This window comes from Alcanivorax sp. DG881, assembly GCF_000155615.1.
GTDB lineage: Bacteria > Pseudomonadota > Gammaproteobacteria > Pseudomonadales > Alcanivoracaceae > Alcanivorax.
Window position 1 is genome coordinate 1,988,403 of record NZ_DS989915.1, and the last position, 13,502, is coordinate 2,001,904.

At 59.9% G+C, this 13,502-nt stretch carries 12 protein-coding genes and 1 tRNA gene; 4 read left to right on the forward strand and 9 right to left on the reverse strand.

Going from position 1 to position 13,502, the window contains the following annotated elements; all coding sequences use genetic code 11:
* Positions 1 to 16 precede the first annotated feature (16 nt).
* Positions 17 to 748 (reverse strand): pseudouridine synthase, encoded by a 732-nt coding sequence (locus tag ADG881_RS08925; protein ID WP_007150568.1) that lies wholly within the window; start codon positions 746 to 748, stop codon positions 17 to 19.
* 74 nt (positions 749 to 822) lie between these two features.
* Between ADG881_RS08925 and rep the strand changes: the two genes are divergently transcribed.
* The gene (gene rep, locus ADG881_RS08930; protein ID WP_007148735.1) at positions 823 to 2,844 is read left to right on the forward strand and encodes a DNA helicase Rep; all 2,022 of its coding nucleotides are present in this window, start codon (positions 823 to 825) and stop codon (positions 2,842 to 2,844) included.
* 170 nt (positions 2,845 to 3,014) lie between these two features.
* Here the strand turns inward: rep and ADG881_RS08935 are convergent, their stop codons facing one another.
* The 6 genes from ADG881_RS08935 to ADG881_RS08960 form a co-directional block, all read right to left on the reverse strand.
* On the reverse strand, positions 3,015 to 3,347 hold the full coding sequence (locus tag ADG881_RS08935) for a cytochrome c5 family protein (RefSeq protein ID WP_007150859.1): 333 nt from the start codon (positions 3,345 to 3,347) through the stop codon (positions 3,015 to 3,017).
* Positions 3,348 to 3,382: 35 nt separating this feature from the next.
* The gene (locus ADG881_RS08940; RefSeq protein ID WP_007149004.1) at positions 3,383 to 3,841 is read right to left on the reverse strand and encodes a cytochrome c5 family protein; all 459 of its coding nucleotides are present in this window, start codon (positions 3,839 to 3,841) and stop codon (positions 3,383 to 3,385) included.
* 224 nt (positions 3,842 to 4,065) lie between these two features.
* Positions 4,066 to 6,660 (reverse strand): CHASE2 domain-containing protein, encoded by a 2,595-nt coding sequence (locus tag ADG881_RS08945; RefSeq protein WP_007151427.1) that lies wholly within the window; start codon positions 6,658 to 6,660, stop codon positions 4,066 to 4,068.
* A 3-nt stretch (positions 6,661 to 6,663) separates the two neighbouring features.
* A complete protein-coding gene (locus tag ADG881_RS08950) occupies positions 6,664 to 7,755 on the reverse strand; it encodes a FecR domain-containing protein (protein ID WP_039926486.1) in 1,092 nt (363 codons plus the stop codon).
* A 10-nt stretch (positions 7,756 to 7,765) separates the two neighbouring features.
* The gene (locus ADG881_RS08955; RefSeq protein ID WP_007148755.1) at positions 7,766 to 8,455 is read right to left on the reverse strand and encodes a response regulator transcription factor; all 690 of its coding nucleotides are present in this window, start codon (positions 8,453 to 8,455) and stop codon (positions 7,766 to 7,768) included.
* Positions 8,456 to 8,617: 162 nt separating this feature from the next.
* On the reverse strand, positions 8,618 to 8,947 hold the full coding sequence (locus tag ADG881_RS08960; RefSeq protein WP_007150444.1) for a multidrug efflux SMR transporter: 330 nt from the start codon (positions 8,945 to 8,947) through the stop codon (positions 8,618 to 8,620).
* A gap of 418 nt (positions 8,948 to 9,365) precedes the next feature.
* Between ADG881_RS08960 and ADG881_RS08965 the strand changes: the two genes are divergently transcribed.
* Positions 9,366 to 9,442 (forward strand) — tRNA-Arg (locus ADG881_RS08965).
* Between the two features lie 147 nt (positions 9,443 to 9,589).
* Here the strand turns inward: ADG881_RS08965 and ADG881_RS08970 are convergent.
* Complete coding sequence (locus tag ADG881_RS08970) at positions 9,590 to 10,600, reverse strand: AraC family transcriptional regulator (protein WP_007149931.1); 1,011 nt, start codon at positions 10,598 to 10,600, stop codon at positions 9,590 to 9,592.
* 106 nt (positions 10,601 to 10,706) lie between these two features.
* Between ADG881_RS08970 and ADG881_RS08975 the strand changes: the two genes are divergently transcribed.
* Complete coding sequence (locus ADG881_RS08975) at positions 10,707 to 11,636, forward strand: fatty acid desaturase (RefSeq protein ID WP_083787508.1); 930 nt, start codon at positions 10,707 to 10,709, stop codon at positions 11,634 to 11,636.
* On the opposite strand, the gene ADG881_RS08980 is transcribed toward ADG881_RS08975, so the two are convergent.
* Positions 11,612 to 12,517: a LysR family transcriptional regulator gene (locus tag ADG881_RS08980; RefSeq protein WP_007150608.1), complete on the reverse strand. Its 906-nt coding sequence runs from the start codon at positions 12,515 to 12,517 to the stop codon at positions 11,612 to 11,614. The two genes, ADG881_RS08975 and ADG881_RS08980, sit on opposite strands and share 25 nt — an antisense overlap.
* Before the next feature lie 102 nt (positions 12,518 to 12,619).
* On the opposite strand from ADG881_RS08980, the gene ADG881_RS08985 reads away from it, so the two are divergent.
* Entirely contained in the window at positions 12,620 to 13,486 is an 867-nt protein-coding gene (locus ADG881_RS08985; RefSeq protein ID WP_039926488.1) for a pirin family protein, read from the forward strand.
* The last annotated feature ends 16 nt before the right edge of the window (positions 13,487 to 13,502 follow it).

Genomic DNA, 13,502 nt, shown 5'->3' on the forward strand with positions numbered 1-13,502 from the left:
GCTCCTACGGAACAGCTTAAAGACTGCGAATCTCTTCCTCTGTCAGCGCCCGGAACTCCCCTGGCGCCAGATCCGCATCCAGTACGATGTCGCCGATCTGCTCCCGATGCAGCCCCACCACCTTGTTGCCGCGGGCAGCCAGCATGCGTTTAACCTGATGGTAGCGCCCTTCCGTGATGGTCAGCCGCAAGGTGTGAGTATTCACTCGCTCAGCTAGGGCCGGCAAGGTCGGGCTGTCCTCGCCGCGCAGCAGAATTCCCTCACGCAAGGCCTGCAAGTCCTCGTCACTGACCGGATCCGCGCAAATCACCCGATAGCACTTGCCACAGGCATGGTTCGGGGACGTCAGGCGATGGGACCACTGCCCGTCAGAAGTGAGCAGCACCAGCCCAGTGGTATCCCGGTCCAGCCGGCCGGCAGGGTGCACCTGGGTACGTAACACAGCCGGCAACAGATCCAATACTGTGCGATGCTCCGGATCGTCCGTGGAGCAGACCACATCAACGGGCTTGTGCAGCATCAGATAACGATGGCCGGGAAGCTGCACGACTTCACCATGCAACATCACCACCTGGTCCGGGCGCAACTGCAGGTTAGCTTTGGGTTTTGCCTCATCAGCTACCGTTACCGCCCCGCCGCTGATCAGCTTTTTCGCCTCCTTGCGGGTAAGGCCGGCACTGTGGGCAAGAAAATAGTCCAGACGCATGGGCAAAACCGTTTCCAGAGAAACCGCCATGATAACCGACATAAGGTGTCTGGAGTGCAGACCCATCACTGGTATCATAGCGACCCGATTTCACCCCCCAGCGTTACCGGAGCCCCATGAGCAAACTCAACCCCCGCCAGCAGGAAGCCGTGAACTACGCCGACGGCCCCCTGCTGGTACTGGCCGGTGCGGGCTCCGGCAAAACCAGCGTGATCACCCGCAAGATCGCCTGGCTGATCCAGGAACGGGGTATTCCGGCCCGTCATATCGCGGCGGTGACCTTCACCAACAAGGCTTCCCGGGAAATGAAGGAGCGGGTGCAGCAGCTGGTCAGCCGCGACCTGACCCGAGGACTGATTGTCTCCACCTTCCACAACCTGGGCCTGCGCATTCTCAAATCGGAATTGAAAGCCTGCGGCCTGCGCAACGGCTTCTCGATTCTGGACGGTGCCGACAGCAAGGAAATCCTCAAGGAGATCCTGCGCCAGGGCGAATCGGAACGGGACCTGGACGCGGTCGACGTGATCCACAAACGCATCTCCGACTGGAAGAACGCGCTGGTGCTGCCCGAGGAAGCGGTAAGCACCGCTGAAACCGACGACGACCTGCGCGCAGCCATGGCCTATGGCGGTTACGATCGTATGCTGCGAGTGTGTAATGCGGTGGATTTCGACGACCTGATCCTGATGCCGGCGCGCATGTTCCGCGAACAGCCCCGCATCCTGGAAAAATGGCGCAACCGCATTCAGTACCTGCTGGTGGATGAATACCAGGACACCAACGGTGCCCAGTATGAAATGGTGAAAATGCTCACCCTGCCGGAGGGCAAGTTCACCGTGGTAGGTGATGACGACCAGTCCATCTATGCCTGGCGCGGCGCCCGCCCGGAAAACCTGGCGCAGCTGCAGGAAGACTGGCCGACCCTGAAAGTGGTGAAGCTGGAGCAGAACTACCGCTCCACCGGGCGCATTCTGAAAGCCGCCAACACGGTGATCGCCAACAACCCCCACGAGTTCGAAAAAAGCCTGTGGTCCGACTACGGCTACGGCGAACCCATTCGCTTTTCGGCCCTGCGCGATGAGGAAGCAGAAACCGAATGGATCGCCAGCGACATCTTTCACCGCCGCCTTCAGCAAGGGCTGCAGTGGAAAGATTTCGCCGTACTTTATCGGGGCAACTTTCAGTCGCGCATTCTGGAAATGAAACTGCAAAGCCTGTCGATTCCCTACAAGGTCTCCGGCGGCAAAAGTTTCTTCTCGCGCAGCGAGATCAAGGACCTGATGTGCTACCTGCGCCTGCTGGTCAACCCGGACGACGACAACGCCTTCCTGCGTATTATCAACACGCCGCGCCGGGAAATCGGCCCCGCCACCTTGGAAAAACTGGCCACCTGGGCACTCAAGCGTGAGCAGGGCCTGTATCACGTCTGTGATGACTTTGCGCTCAGCGAAGTGATGAACCCCAAAGCCGCCGAAAAGCTCAAAAAGTTCAAAGAGTGGCTGGATACCAAACGGCAATTCTGCTTCGGCCAGAACAGCCTGCAGGCGGTGCAGGAACTGATCACCGACATGGATTATGAAGGCTGGCTGATGCAGAACGCCTCCAGTCCGCGCATCGGTGAAAAGAATATCGAAAATATCTGGCAACTGGTGCGCAGCATCGAGCGCATGCTGGAAAAACAGGAAGACGAAGAAGAAGGCGCCAGCGATCTGGAATCGGTGATCAAGAAACTGGTGTTGCTGGACATGCTCGAACAACAGCAGGAAGAAGACGATTCCGACCGGGTGCAGTTAATGACGCTGCACGCTTCCAAAGGCCTGGAATTCCCCCACGTCTACATGATGGGCGTGGAAGAAGAGTTCCTGCCCCACCGCACCAGCATCGAAGAAGACAACATCGTTGAAGAGCGCCGCCTCATGTACGTGGGCATCACCCGCGCCCGGGAAACCCTGGCCATGACACAGGCGTTGACGCGCAAACAATACGGCGAGCGAATCGACACCACCGCCAGCCGCTTCGTGGACGAAATGCCTCAAGACGATATCGACTACCTGGGCATCGGCATTCAGAAGGATGAAGCAAAAGAAGCAGAGGTGGCCGAGGCCAGCATTGCCAATCTTCGGGCGTTGCTGGATTAAAGCAACGCAACATGCCACACGCTTCACGCAACAACACGGGAACGCGCTACAGGCTCCCAACGCAAAGAGGCCGCGCTCAAGCTTTGGGCGCGGCCTCTTTGTATTCCAGAACAGAAAAATTTGTTTCTGCATTGTTGCGTGCAGCGTGTCGCGTGCAGCGTCTCTTATTCTTACTTAGCCCCACTTTTTTGCAGCATGTAAATCACGGTGCTGCGAATTTCGTCGTCACTGCAATCGAAGCAGCCACCGCGAGGCGGCATCGAGTTGATGCCATTGATCGCTTCCTGCACCAGGGTATCGAAACCTTCTTCTTCGACCTCGTGCGACCAGTAAAGGCGATGCTCCTTGCCGACACCGGGAGCGCCCAGCGCACCGGAGCCGTGACAGGTCACACAGTACTGCTTATACAACTGCGCCCCGTCACGCGCCGCTGCCTTGTCGGTAGCCGTCGTGTCCGGGGCGCTGTCGTCGGAGCAGGCTGCCAGCACCAGCGCTGACAGCATGATTCCGGGTAAGGACCAGCGGAGCCTCAACAAGGTTATTGGCTCTTGCTGACCATGTATTCGATAGCGTCTTTGATCTCGTCATCAGAGCAATCCATGCACATGCCTTTCGGGGGCATGGCATTGATGCCATTGATGGCGTTCTTCAGCATGGTGGCTTCGCCTTTGGCGACATGCGGTGCCCAGGAGGCCGCATCACCCACTTTCGGAGCGCCGGCAGCGCCAGTGCCATGACAGGCGGCACAGGAGGCGTTGTACACCTGCTCACCGGAACGGGGGCCACTGGCCACTTCTTCGGCCGGGGCGGCAGCGCTGCCACATTCGTCGCCTTCCACACACACAGAGCCCACCGGCTTGATACGCTCTTCGATGGCGCGATCACTGAATACAGAGCGCTCGCCCAGCGGGTACGGGGAGATTTCCTTGGTGCTCTTGGCAGCCACGCTACCGGCGGCAAACAGGGTAGCGACCAGGACCAGGCTGGCAGTCAGCATCTTTTTCACAATTACACCTCTAATTCTCTGTGGTTCGCCGCGGGAAGCCCTTAACGGCCTCTTGTGGGCGCTGCGGCTGGCGATTATACCCGCTCCAGCCGTAGGGACAAAACGCTTGATGTTACCCCGGAGGCTTGACGGCGCATACCGGGCCAGGAATCCGCCATGCCAGAGCATCTGCTGACGGAGGAGACAGCCCCTCAGGCAACGTTATCGACCCGGTGTCAGGCCAGCTCAATACGCGGCAACAGCAGGGTAAAGCGACTGCCTTCGCTGACCACACTGTGCACCCGAACCTCGCCGCCATGACGTTCGGTAACGACCTTGACGAAACGCAGGCCCATGCCGGCCCCACGGGTGCGGGCGCCACCGCTGGTGCTGGCCCGGCTGAAACGATCGAACAGCCGCTCCTGGAATTCCGGCGGAATCCCTACCCCCCGGTCACGCACTTCGCAGCCCACCTGATTGTCCTGCGCATACAGGGTCACATCAACGGAACTGCCCTCATGACTGTATTTCACCGCATTGGTCAGCAGGTTCACGACCAGGCGCTCCAGCAGCTCATTGTTGCCCAGCACCCAGACCTCCTGGTCCGGGTCGTACTCAAACCGCAGGGTGATATCACGCTGCTGCGCCTGAATCTGTACCTGATCGATGGCACTTTCCACCACGTCGAGCATGTCCTGCTCGTTCATTTCCACGGATTCCACCGCTTCCACCCGTGCCAGCTGCAGGAATTGCTCGGCAATATTCAGGTTACGCTGGGCATAGTGCTGCACATTGTCGAGGAAGGCCGGCAGGCCCTGATGGTCGCCGCTCTGGCGCATTTTTTCCGTGAGCGCCAGCACCGATACCATGGGCGAGCGCAGGTCGTGGGAGAGGAAATCCAGCATTTCGGAACGGGCCCGCATGGCCTGCTTCACATCGCTGATGTCCTTGAAGGAAATGATCATCATCCGGCCCGGGTTGTCACCGGCATGCACCAGCAACATATCCAGATACAGGTCGGTGCCCTGACGGTTGCGACACTCCACCTGGGTGCGGCCTTCACCGAGGGTCCGGCACAGCAGGGCATCCCAACTTTGCTCGCGCAGTTCCAGCTCCCGGTCCAGCTCTGTGACCATGGGCTGCCCGGCATCCAGGGCGCCCATTTCCAGGCCCAGCAGGAAAGCCGCCTGGGGATTTGCGTAAACAATCACCCCACAGGCGTCGGCGATCACCACCCCTTCGCGAATCTGCGCCAGGGTGACCTGGAAGAAACGGGTCAGGGCTTCCTGGCGTTCCTCTTCCCGACGCAACCGTTCGATGTGCTTTTCCAGTACTTCATAGCGCGGCCCCACATTGGGCGCCCGCGTACGGATACGGACCAGCATGGCGCGCACCCAGTAATCGTAGGTATCCGCGTGCAGCGCTTGGTCCCAGACCAGATCCAGCTCATAGCGACGGCCTTCGTGGCGGAACCGGTACTGGCGCGCCAGCGCGCCCTTCCAGGTGGCCGCCGGCAGGCTGTCGCCGCCCCGCAAGGGCTTCTCACCGCCCAGTAGACGCCAGGAACGCACCGGCAGCACCTGCTCGAGCATGCGCCCCATCTGCTCCAGCGTGGACGGCTGGGTCAGGCGCTGGTTCAAGTCACTGTATTCCGACAACCGTTCCAGGGCATTACGCATATAAGACAGGGAGTATTCCAGGCGGCGCCAGGTCCACAGCGGATAAGCCATGATCGCCGATGCCATGGCCGCAGACGGCGGGAACCACAACCGCAGGGAAATCAGCGTGGCCATGCTCACCAGCATGCACAGCAACAGCACGGCAAACACCAACGGCATACTCCAGCGCGGCAACACATAGGGCAGCAGCAAGGGCGCCAGCAACGCCAGCACCACTCCCAGCACCAGTGCGCTGGGCATGGGCAGGTCGCGCACCAGCCGGTCCGCGCGCAGGGCATCCAGCAGATTGGCATTGATTTCCACCCCGGCCATCAGCTCGCCCTTGCTGGCCATGGGAGTCGGCAGCATGTCGCCCAGGCCGGCGGCGGTGGCGCCGATCAACACGATCTTGTCACGGATCAGTTGCTCGGGAATCAGGTTTTCCAGCAGCTCCACTGCCGACACCTGGGGGTAACTGTTGGGGCCACTGACAAAAGGTATATAGCGATGATAGCGCCGCACATTGGCCAGCCCGGAAAACTCTTCCCCCTTGTCCGCCGGGAAGACCTGTTCAGACAGGATGCCTTCCTGCACTAGCAATGTCTGGGTGATATGGGGCCACCAGGCCTGGCCAATCCCCGAGCGCATATAGACCGAGCGGGCCACGCCATCGGTATCCAGCTCCAGGTCCACATGCCCCAGCCCGGCCGCGGCGCGGGCAAACGGCGAATAGGGCAGCACTTCGATCAGCTGCCCGCCGGCGCGCAATTGCTCCACATGTACCGGCAGGTAGACATGCCCGTTAGCCGCCATGGCCTGTACCAGGGCCAGGTCGGAATCCGGGTTATTGCGGTCCGGTTCGGAAAGAATCAGGTCCATGAGCACCGCACGGGCGCCCATGTCGGTCAACCGGTCAATCAACTGTGCGTGGACTTTGCGATCCCAGGGCCAGCGGCCAATTTCACGCAGGCTGTATTCATCGATACCGACGATCACCACGTCCTGGGACGGATCATCCGGAAGCGTTTGCAGCAGGTTGTCGTAGATATAGCGGTCGACAAAGGAGAGCGCACCGCTGATTGTCAGCAGTGCACACAGCCCCACCACCAGGCACAACACCGATACATGCTCTGCCAGATAACGACGCTGGTCCGGGCTCAGACGATTGCGCATGATTTATAGTGCCAGCAGCAAAGCCGCCGCGCCGACGAAGGCCCACAGATCCCAATGCGACTCTTTTTCCGGCTCGGGCTCAGGGGGTGGCGGTGCCGGGGTTACGCTAAACGCGTGCCAGCTTTCCTGGCCCCGCAGGCCGTTTTCATCTATCGCCCTCACCAGCAGACGATAATCACCGGTGGGCAGATCTTTTTGCCAATGGCCAGTAGACAGGTGGGCCTGGGTCAATAACCGACCTGCTGGCTGGCTATAGAGCTCCAGCAGATAGGCACTGGCCTTGGACTGGGTCGGCCATACCGCCACCACATCGGTGTGCGAGGCGCTCACCTCCATGGCTGGCGCCGGCAGCAGCTCCACCGGTTCGATGGGCGCTTCATCCAGGCGGGCCAGAGTAGCGTAGCCACCCTCGATCTGGCGATCGGTGCCGCGCGCGCCCACATCCACGCGCCCGTCGATCACTTCGTTACGCGTGGTCTCGGCGCCATCCACACCCAGGTAATATTCCGTGCCACGCACCGCCGCCACGGCGCCGGGCGTATAGACTTCAAAAGACGCTTCATCGCTTTGCCGGGGGGTGACGCTGTTACGAATATTACCGCGCTGCAAACGCAGCTCGGTGCGTTCATTCTGCTGATCCAGGAAGCGGCGATAACGGGTCACCACCAGCAGGCTGGCTGGCTTGATATAGACTTCGGACTGATCGGCAAAGCGCAGGCGGGCACTGCTTTTCGCAGCCGTTTCCAGGGCATCACCAAATGCCACCGCATCACCGTTTTGCAGCTGACGGGGCTCCCCGCCCCTGGCCGGGTACAACATGACTTCACCGGTAACCGCATCCACGGTGGCGGGAATGGGCTTTTCTTTCAGCCAGCTGATCGGCACCCGCAAGGAGTTGCCGGGGCGCAGGGAATGGGGGTTGTCCAGCCCGTTATAACGAGCCAGTTCGCCCCAGCAGGTTTGCGGAGACTGGGCAAACTGTTGACAGACTTTCCATAGAGAATCGCCAGGACGCAAGGTGTAATGCCAATCATCCCCGGCCCAGGCCGTTGATAGAAGGCACAGCAGCATGGCTGTGCTCAACCAGACCCTCATAGATGTGTCCTTATTCTTCAATCGGCTCCAGACGATATCCGTGCTGGTACACCGTTTTAATTCGATAGCCACGTTCAGGGCGAATATGCAGGCTACGTCGAATCCGACTGATATGCACGTCAACGGTGCGCGATTCGATCGGGGTCATGATACCCCAAACCTTCTCCAACAGGTGCGCACGGCTCATCAGCTTGCCTACATTCTGGAACAGATAGCAGGCCAGCTCGTAATCCTTGTCCGTCAATTTGATTGCGTCTTCATCCAACAGGATCTGACGACGGGACCGGTCCACGGTCCAGGGCCCCACACTCAGGGCGGTTTCTTCATCCATTTCCGATACCCCTGCCCGGCGCCCGAGAGCGCTGATACGGGCCAGCAATTCCGCTTGCTTGGTCGGTTTCACCATGTAGTCATCCGCCCCCTGGGAGAGCGCGCCAACAATCGATGACTCATCATCACGCTGGGTCGCAAACAACACCGGGGTGCGGTTACCACTGGCACGTACTTCTTCCAGCACGGCGTAGCCATTCATGTCCGGCACTTCCCAGTCGAGCACCAGAATGTCGAAAGTGTCGCGCCGTAACAGGGACATGAATTCACGGCCACTGGCCATGTGAATACAGTTATGGCCAGCCTCTTTAAGCCAGTGAGTGACTAGCTCTGCCTGAGCCATGTCATCTTCGAGATAAGCAATGCGCACGGTTAAACTCCATCTGTTGCAGGCCGACATCTGCCCGCAAAGGGTACCGATCTACCAACGGATTAGCGGGAAAAGATTGTAAAATGCCGAAACGAACGATTCGACACCAAAACCGGGGCCACGTCCAATGCTTCACCGCCTGCCGTGCCGCTGGCGCGACGCTCAGGCCGGCCCGCTGGTCAATTTCAGGCCGATGACACCCACCACAATCAGCGCCATAAAGGCCAGTCGCGAGGCATTGGCCGGATCCTTGAAAAAAACGATCCCCAGCAGCGTGATCCCCACCGCACCAAGCCCGGTCCAGATCGCATACGCCGTGCCCACGGGGATACCGCGCATGGCATAAGACAGCATCAGCATGTTCAAACCGGTAAGCACCAGCGAGGAGCCAATGGACAGCACCCCGGGGTTAATCTGGATCCACTTGAGGCTCATGGCCCAGGCGATTTCCACGATAACGGCCAGTAGCAACACCACCCAATACAGATTCATCCTGCTTTCTCCAACACACTTGCCCACCACGGTACGGTGCCCGGAGGCAGGCACGGGCTCGTCAGGAAAACAGCACTGTCGGAAACCCGCAAAGAGACAGCCTGCTCATATTCAGATACCGGGAGAGGGTCCCGGCGCGCCGATTATAGCGATCCCGCCACAGGATGCACCCAATCCATGGACGAGACCGCCACAACCCGCTATCATTCGCGCCCGTTGAACCCCAAGTTCTTCAAGTTTTGCGCCCGTAGCTTAGCTGGGCGTAGCCGGAAAAAGGGAAGCATGCTTCCCCCGGCGAAGCGCGGATTGCCATGCAGGGCAATTCGCCGGACCGGCGAACGCCGGGAGCGTTAGCAGCGCAGCGCGCTGTCAGGTGGTGACGCTAGCCAACACCCCTTAATATGAACGTCAAAGTTTTGCGCCCGTAGCTCAGCTGGATAGAGCGTTGCCCTCCGGAGGCAAAGGTCAGAGGTTCGAATCCTCTCGGGCGTACCAGATAAAAAAAGGCCTCCCAAACGGGAGGCCTTTTTTTATTCGTCGCGCATTAGAGTGACAAACACCCTTCTCTCCGCTTGATTGGCTTATCGCGAATCCCCCGCACTTTGCCGGACGTTCGACGCCGCGCGTGCCGTGAACACAACCTCACGCCTTTTCGCGATAGGCGCTGGGCGAACACCCTTCCCAGCGCCGAAAGGCACGCACGAAACCGCCCGCATCGGTATACCCCAAATGGGCCGCCAGCTCCTCGATTTTCATGGTGGTGCTGTCAAGGAGTTGCAGGGCCAGCTGGCGGCGCTCTTCTTCGACCAGGTCCCGGTAGCTGGTGCCCTCCTGCTCCAGCTTGCGGCGCAGGCTGCGGGTGGAAAGGGCCAACGCACTGGCCATATCGTTGAGGGTGGCCCCAAGGCCCAGCTCCCCCAGCAGTTTCTGGCGCACCTTGCCGGCAAGGCCGCTGTTTTCCACGGTGTCCATGCGCTGCTGGCATTGCTGTTCGAGCATGCGGGTGAGCACCGGGTCGTAGCCGGGGAATGGCTGACTGGCCCCCGCCCGGTTGACCAGAATACGATTGGCGCTGGCATGAATGCCGGGAGCCATGCCGCACAGGGCCTCAATGGCCGAGGCGGCAACATCCGGCTCACCGGTGAATTCGACACCTCTGAATTCCACGCCCTGAAAGGTAATTTCCCGTACCAGGTTGAGGGCCGTCGCCATGTCGCGCTCAAGAAGAAACTGGCGCAGGTGTGGGGGGATCGGGTCCGGGTCGAAGATCACACCGAACGCGTCACCGTCCTCGCAAACAGTAATGCGGCAGTAGGCGGTGCTTAGCGGCAGGTAACGCAGCCCCAGGGCGACAGCATCGCGCAGGGTCTTGCAGGTACGTAGGGCAAAGCCCCACACACCGAAGGTGGCCAGGTTGTATTGCAGGCCCAGTTCAAAGCCACCCACTCCCTCTTCCGGCAGAGCCAGCATCAGGTTTTCGATCAGGCGCATTTCCTGGGTCCGCGTCACCAACCCTTCACCACTGGACAATTCGGTTTCCGAGATGCCGGTGCCGAGCAGGCAGGTCTGCTGGTCGATGCCGTTGCGCAAGGCAAAGTTAAGCATGACCTGACTGATGGCCACCGGGTGCAATTTGTCATCTGAGTGCTGCATTGCCCGTTCCGCTGGTTCCGCCCTGTCACTCCCTGGCCACTTCTGCAGGGTGATTGGCCACGGTGGCTATTCTGGTTTTTTCGCTGTCGACGTAGTGTTTACCCTGATGAGACCAACAAGAGGCAACACCATGGATGCGGCAGCATTGAACAAGCAGGCCATTGCCTGTGCCAAGCACTATATGGGGAAAACCGCCTGGCCGACAATTTTACTGACGGCGGGTGTGTTGATCGCTTTCGTTGCCACACTCGCGTTGTTTGCCGATGGCACCCTGCCGGCCTGGGGCGCCTACCTACTGGTCGCTGCCCTCACCTACATGTCCTACACACCGCTGCACGAGGCCGCCCACGGCAATATTCACGGGCAGAATGACCGCCGCAAGTGGGTCAACGATTTGTGCGGGTATCTGGTGGCGCCCATTATTGCGATTCCCTACGCCTCGCACCGCATCGAGCATTTCACCCACCACCGCTATACCAACCAGCCGGACAAGGATCCGGACTTTATTATCAGCGGCATGCAGAAAGGGCTGGTGGGTTTATTGGCCGCAGGCCTGCGCTTTCAGTGGGTACAGAATACGTTTTTTGTGCAACACAGCTGGGGCAGCGCGTCACTGAAGGAAAAGCTGATTTATAGCAGCGAGCTGGCACTTTCCGTCGGCTGGCGGGTTGCCTTTTTGCTCATGGTGGACCAACCCGGCACCGCGGCCGTCATCCTGCTGGGGTACTACACTGGCGGCCTGTTCACTGCCTACTGGTTTGCCTATCGCCCCCATCATCCCTACAAGGTGAATGAGCGTTATCGCAATACCAATAGCCTGATCATGCCGCGCTGGATGAAACCACTGGAATGGTTCTGGCTGGGCCAGAACCTGCACTCCATCCATCACCTGTTTCCGCGGGTGCCGTTCTACCAATACCACGCATTACACCGGGATATTGAGCCCATTCTGCAGGCCCAGGGCACCCCGATTATCGGTATTTTTTCCCGTCAGCCGGTAACTGTTGTGGCTTACAACTCATCAAAGGAATCGTAATAATCGGCAAGGCGATCAATCAGTGTACGCACCGCCGGCAACATGCCCCGGCGTGACGGGAACACCGCATGGATAATGTCTTTCGCCAACGCCCAGCGGGGCAGTAGCTGCACCAACTCACCGCGCTCCAGCTGGTGCTGCACGGTGAGAATCGGCAGCTGCACTACCCCCACACCTGCCACCGCCGCACGGCGCAGGGCAATCATGTCGGTGGTCACATAACGGGGCTGGTAAAACACTCGAACCTCACTCCCATCTTCCCCGCGCAGGGACCAGCGAAAATCCGGGCGCGGCGTTCCCAGCCCGAGACTCGGCCAGCTGGACAGCTCTTGCGGATGGCCCGGCATGCCGTACTGCGCCACCAGCTCCGGGCTGGCCACCAGTGCCAGCCGCCGGTCAGACAACACCCGCACCACCAAATCACTGTCCTCCAGACCCGGCGGGCGAACCCGGATCGCCACATCCACCCCTTCACTAATCACGTCCACGCGCCGATTAGTGGCTTCCAGATGCACGGTGATTTCCGGGTACTGCTTCATGAAGTCGGCCAGGAAAGAGCCGATATGCACATGCAGCAGCGTAATCGGGCAAGCCAGACGAATAACCCCACGGGGTTCCGCCGTCACTGTATCAATGGCTTCCTGAGCCGACTCGGCCTCCACCAGCATGGCCTTGCAGTGCTCATAGTATTGCTGCCCGACCTCGGTCACCGAGAACTGCCGGCTTGAGCGATTGATCAGTCGCACCCCCAGCCGCTCCTCCAGCCCGGCCACCCGTCGGCTCAGTTTTGACTTGGGCACCGTGATCGCCCGGCTGGCCGGGGCAAAACCACCGAACTCCACCACCTTGGCAAAGTAGAACAGGTCGTTAAGGTCCACCATCTATCGTCCCATTTTTGCAACGCTGAGTTGTAATTTTGCCATCTATCCGCCCATCCGTTCCACGCATAATATTCACCCATGACCAAAACGGAGGAACCCGCCATGAAAAAGATTCTCGGTATGTATTCCGCACCCGCCCCGCACTGGGTAGGAAACGGCTTCCCGGTTCGCTCCCTGTTTTCCTACGAAAGCCACGGCAAACAGCTGAGCCCCTTCCTGCTGCTGGATTACGCAGGGCCGGCACGCTTCCCCTCTGCCACCAAGCCTCGCGGCGTTGGTGAGCACCCACATCGCGGCTTTGAAACAGTGACCATCGTCTACCAGGGCGAGGTGGCTCACCGGGATTCCACCGGACAAGGCGGCGTGATTGGGCCGGGTGATGTGCAGTGGATGACCGCCGGTGCCGGCATCCTCCACGAGGAGTTTCACTCCCCCGCCTTCACCTACCAGGGCGGAGAGCTGGAAATGATCCAGCTGTGGGTGAACCTGCCCGCCGCGGACAAGATGACCGCCCCGTCCTATCAGGGCATCCGCAGTGATGAGATCCCGGTAGTACCACTGGCGGATAACGCCGGGGAAGTGCGCGTCATCGCCGGGGAATTCCAACAACACGCAGGCGCGGCCAGCACCTATTCGCCCATGCAGGTATGGGATATCCACTTGCGGGCGCATGCCACGGTGACGCTGGACCTGCCCGAAGGCTGGAACACCGCGGTCATCACCCGCAAAGGCGATGTTCAGGTCAACGAATATACCCGGGCGGCTGCGGCACAGATGGTGGTGCTCGACGCAAAGGGCACGCAAGTACAGCTCCACGCCGAGGCGGACAGCGATCTGCTGCTGATTGCCGGTGAACCACTGAATGAACCCGTGGTGGGTCACGGTCCTTTCGTGATGAACACCCGGGAAGAGATTCAACAGGCGATACACGATTTCCAAAGCGGCAATTTTGGCCAAATCCCGGCCTAACCCTTAACCAACGGGT

What these genes read in the sequence shown, in the direction of transcription:
- ADG881_RS08925 (WP_007150568.1), bottom strand. Translation starts at nt 748, where the DNA reads ATGTCGGTTATCATGGCGGTTTCTCTGGAAACGGTTTTGCCCATGCGT.
- rep (WP_007148735.1), top strand. Translation starts at nt 823, where the DNA reads ATGAGCAAACTCAACCCCCGCCAGCAGGAAGCCGTGAACTACGCCGAC.
- ADG881_RS08935 (WP_007150859.1), bottom strand. Translation starts at nt 3,347, where the DNA reads ATGCTGTCAGCGCTGGTGCTGGCAGCCTGCTCCGACGACAGCGCCCCG.
- ADG881_RS08940 (WP_007149004.1), bottom strand. Translation starts at nt 3,841, where the DNA reads ATGCTGACTGCCAGCCTGGTCCTGGTCGCTACCCTGTTTGCCGCCGGT.
- ADG881_RS08945 (WP_007151427.1), bottom strand. Translation starts at nt 6,660, where the DNA reads ATGCGCAATCGTCTGAGCCCGGACCAGCGTCGTTATCTGGCAGAGCAT.
- ADG881_RS08950 (WP_039926486.1), bottom strand. Translation starts at nt 7,755, where the DNA reads ATGAGGGTCTGGTTGAGCACAGCCATGCTGCTGTGCCTTCTATCAACG.
- ADG881_RS08960 (WP_007150444.1), bottom strand. Translation starts at nt 8,947, where the DNA reads ATGAATCTGTATTGGGTGGTGTTGCTACTGGCCGTTATCGTGGAAATC.
- ADG881_RS08970 (WP_007149931.1), bottom strand. Translation starts at nt 10,600, where the DNA reads ATGCAGCACTCAGATGACAAATTGCACCCGGTGGCCATCAGTCAGGTC.
- ADG881_RS08975 (WP_083787508.1), top strand. Translation starts at nt 10,707, where the DNA reads ATGAGACCAACAAGAGGCAACACCATGGATGCGGCAGCATTGAACAAG.
- ADG881_RS08980 (WP_007150608.1), bottom strand. Translation starts at nt 12,517, where the DNA reads ATGGTGGACCTTAACGACCTGTTCTACTTTGCCAAGGTGGTGGAGTTC.
- ADG881_RS08985 (WP_039926488.1), top strand. Translation starts at nt 12,620, where the DNA reads ATGAAAAAGATTCTCGGTATGTATTCCGCACCCGCCCCGCACTGGGTA.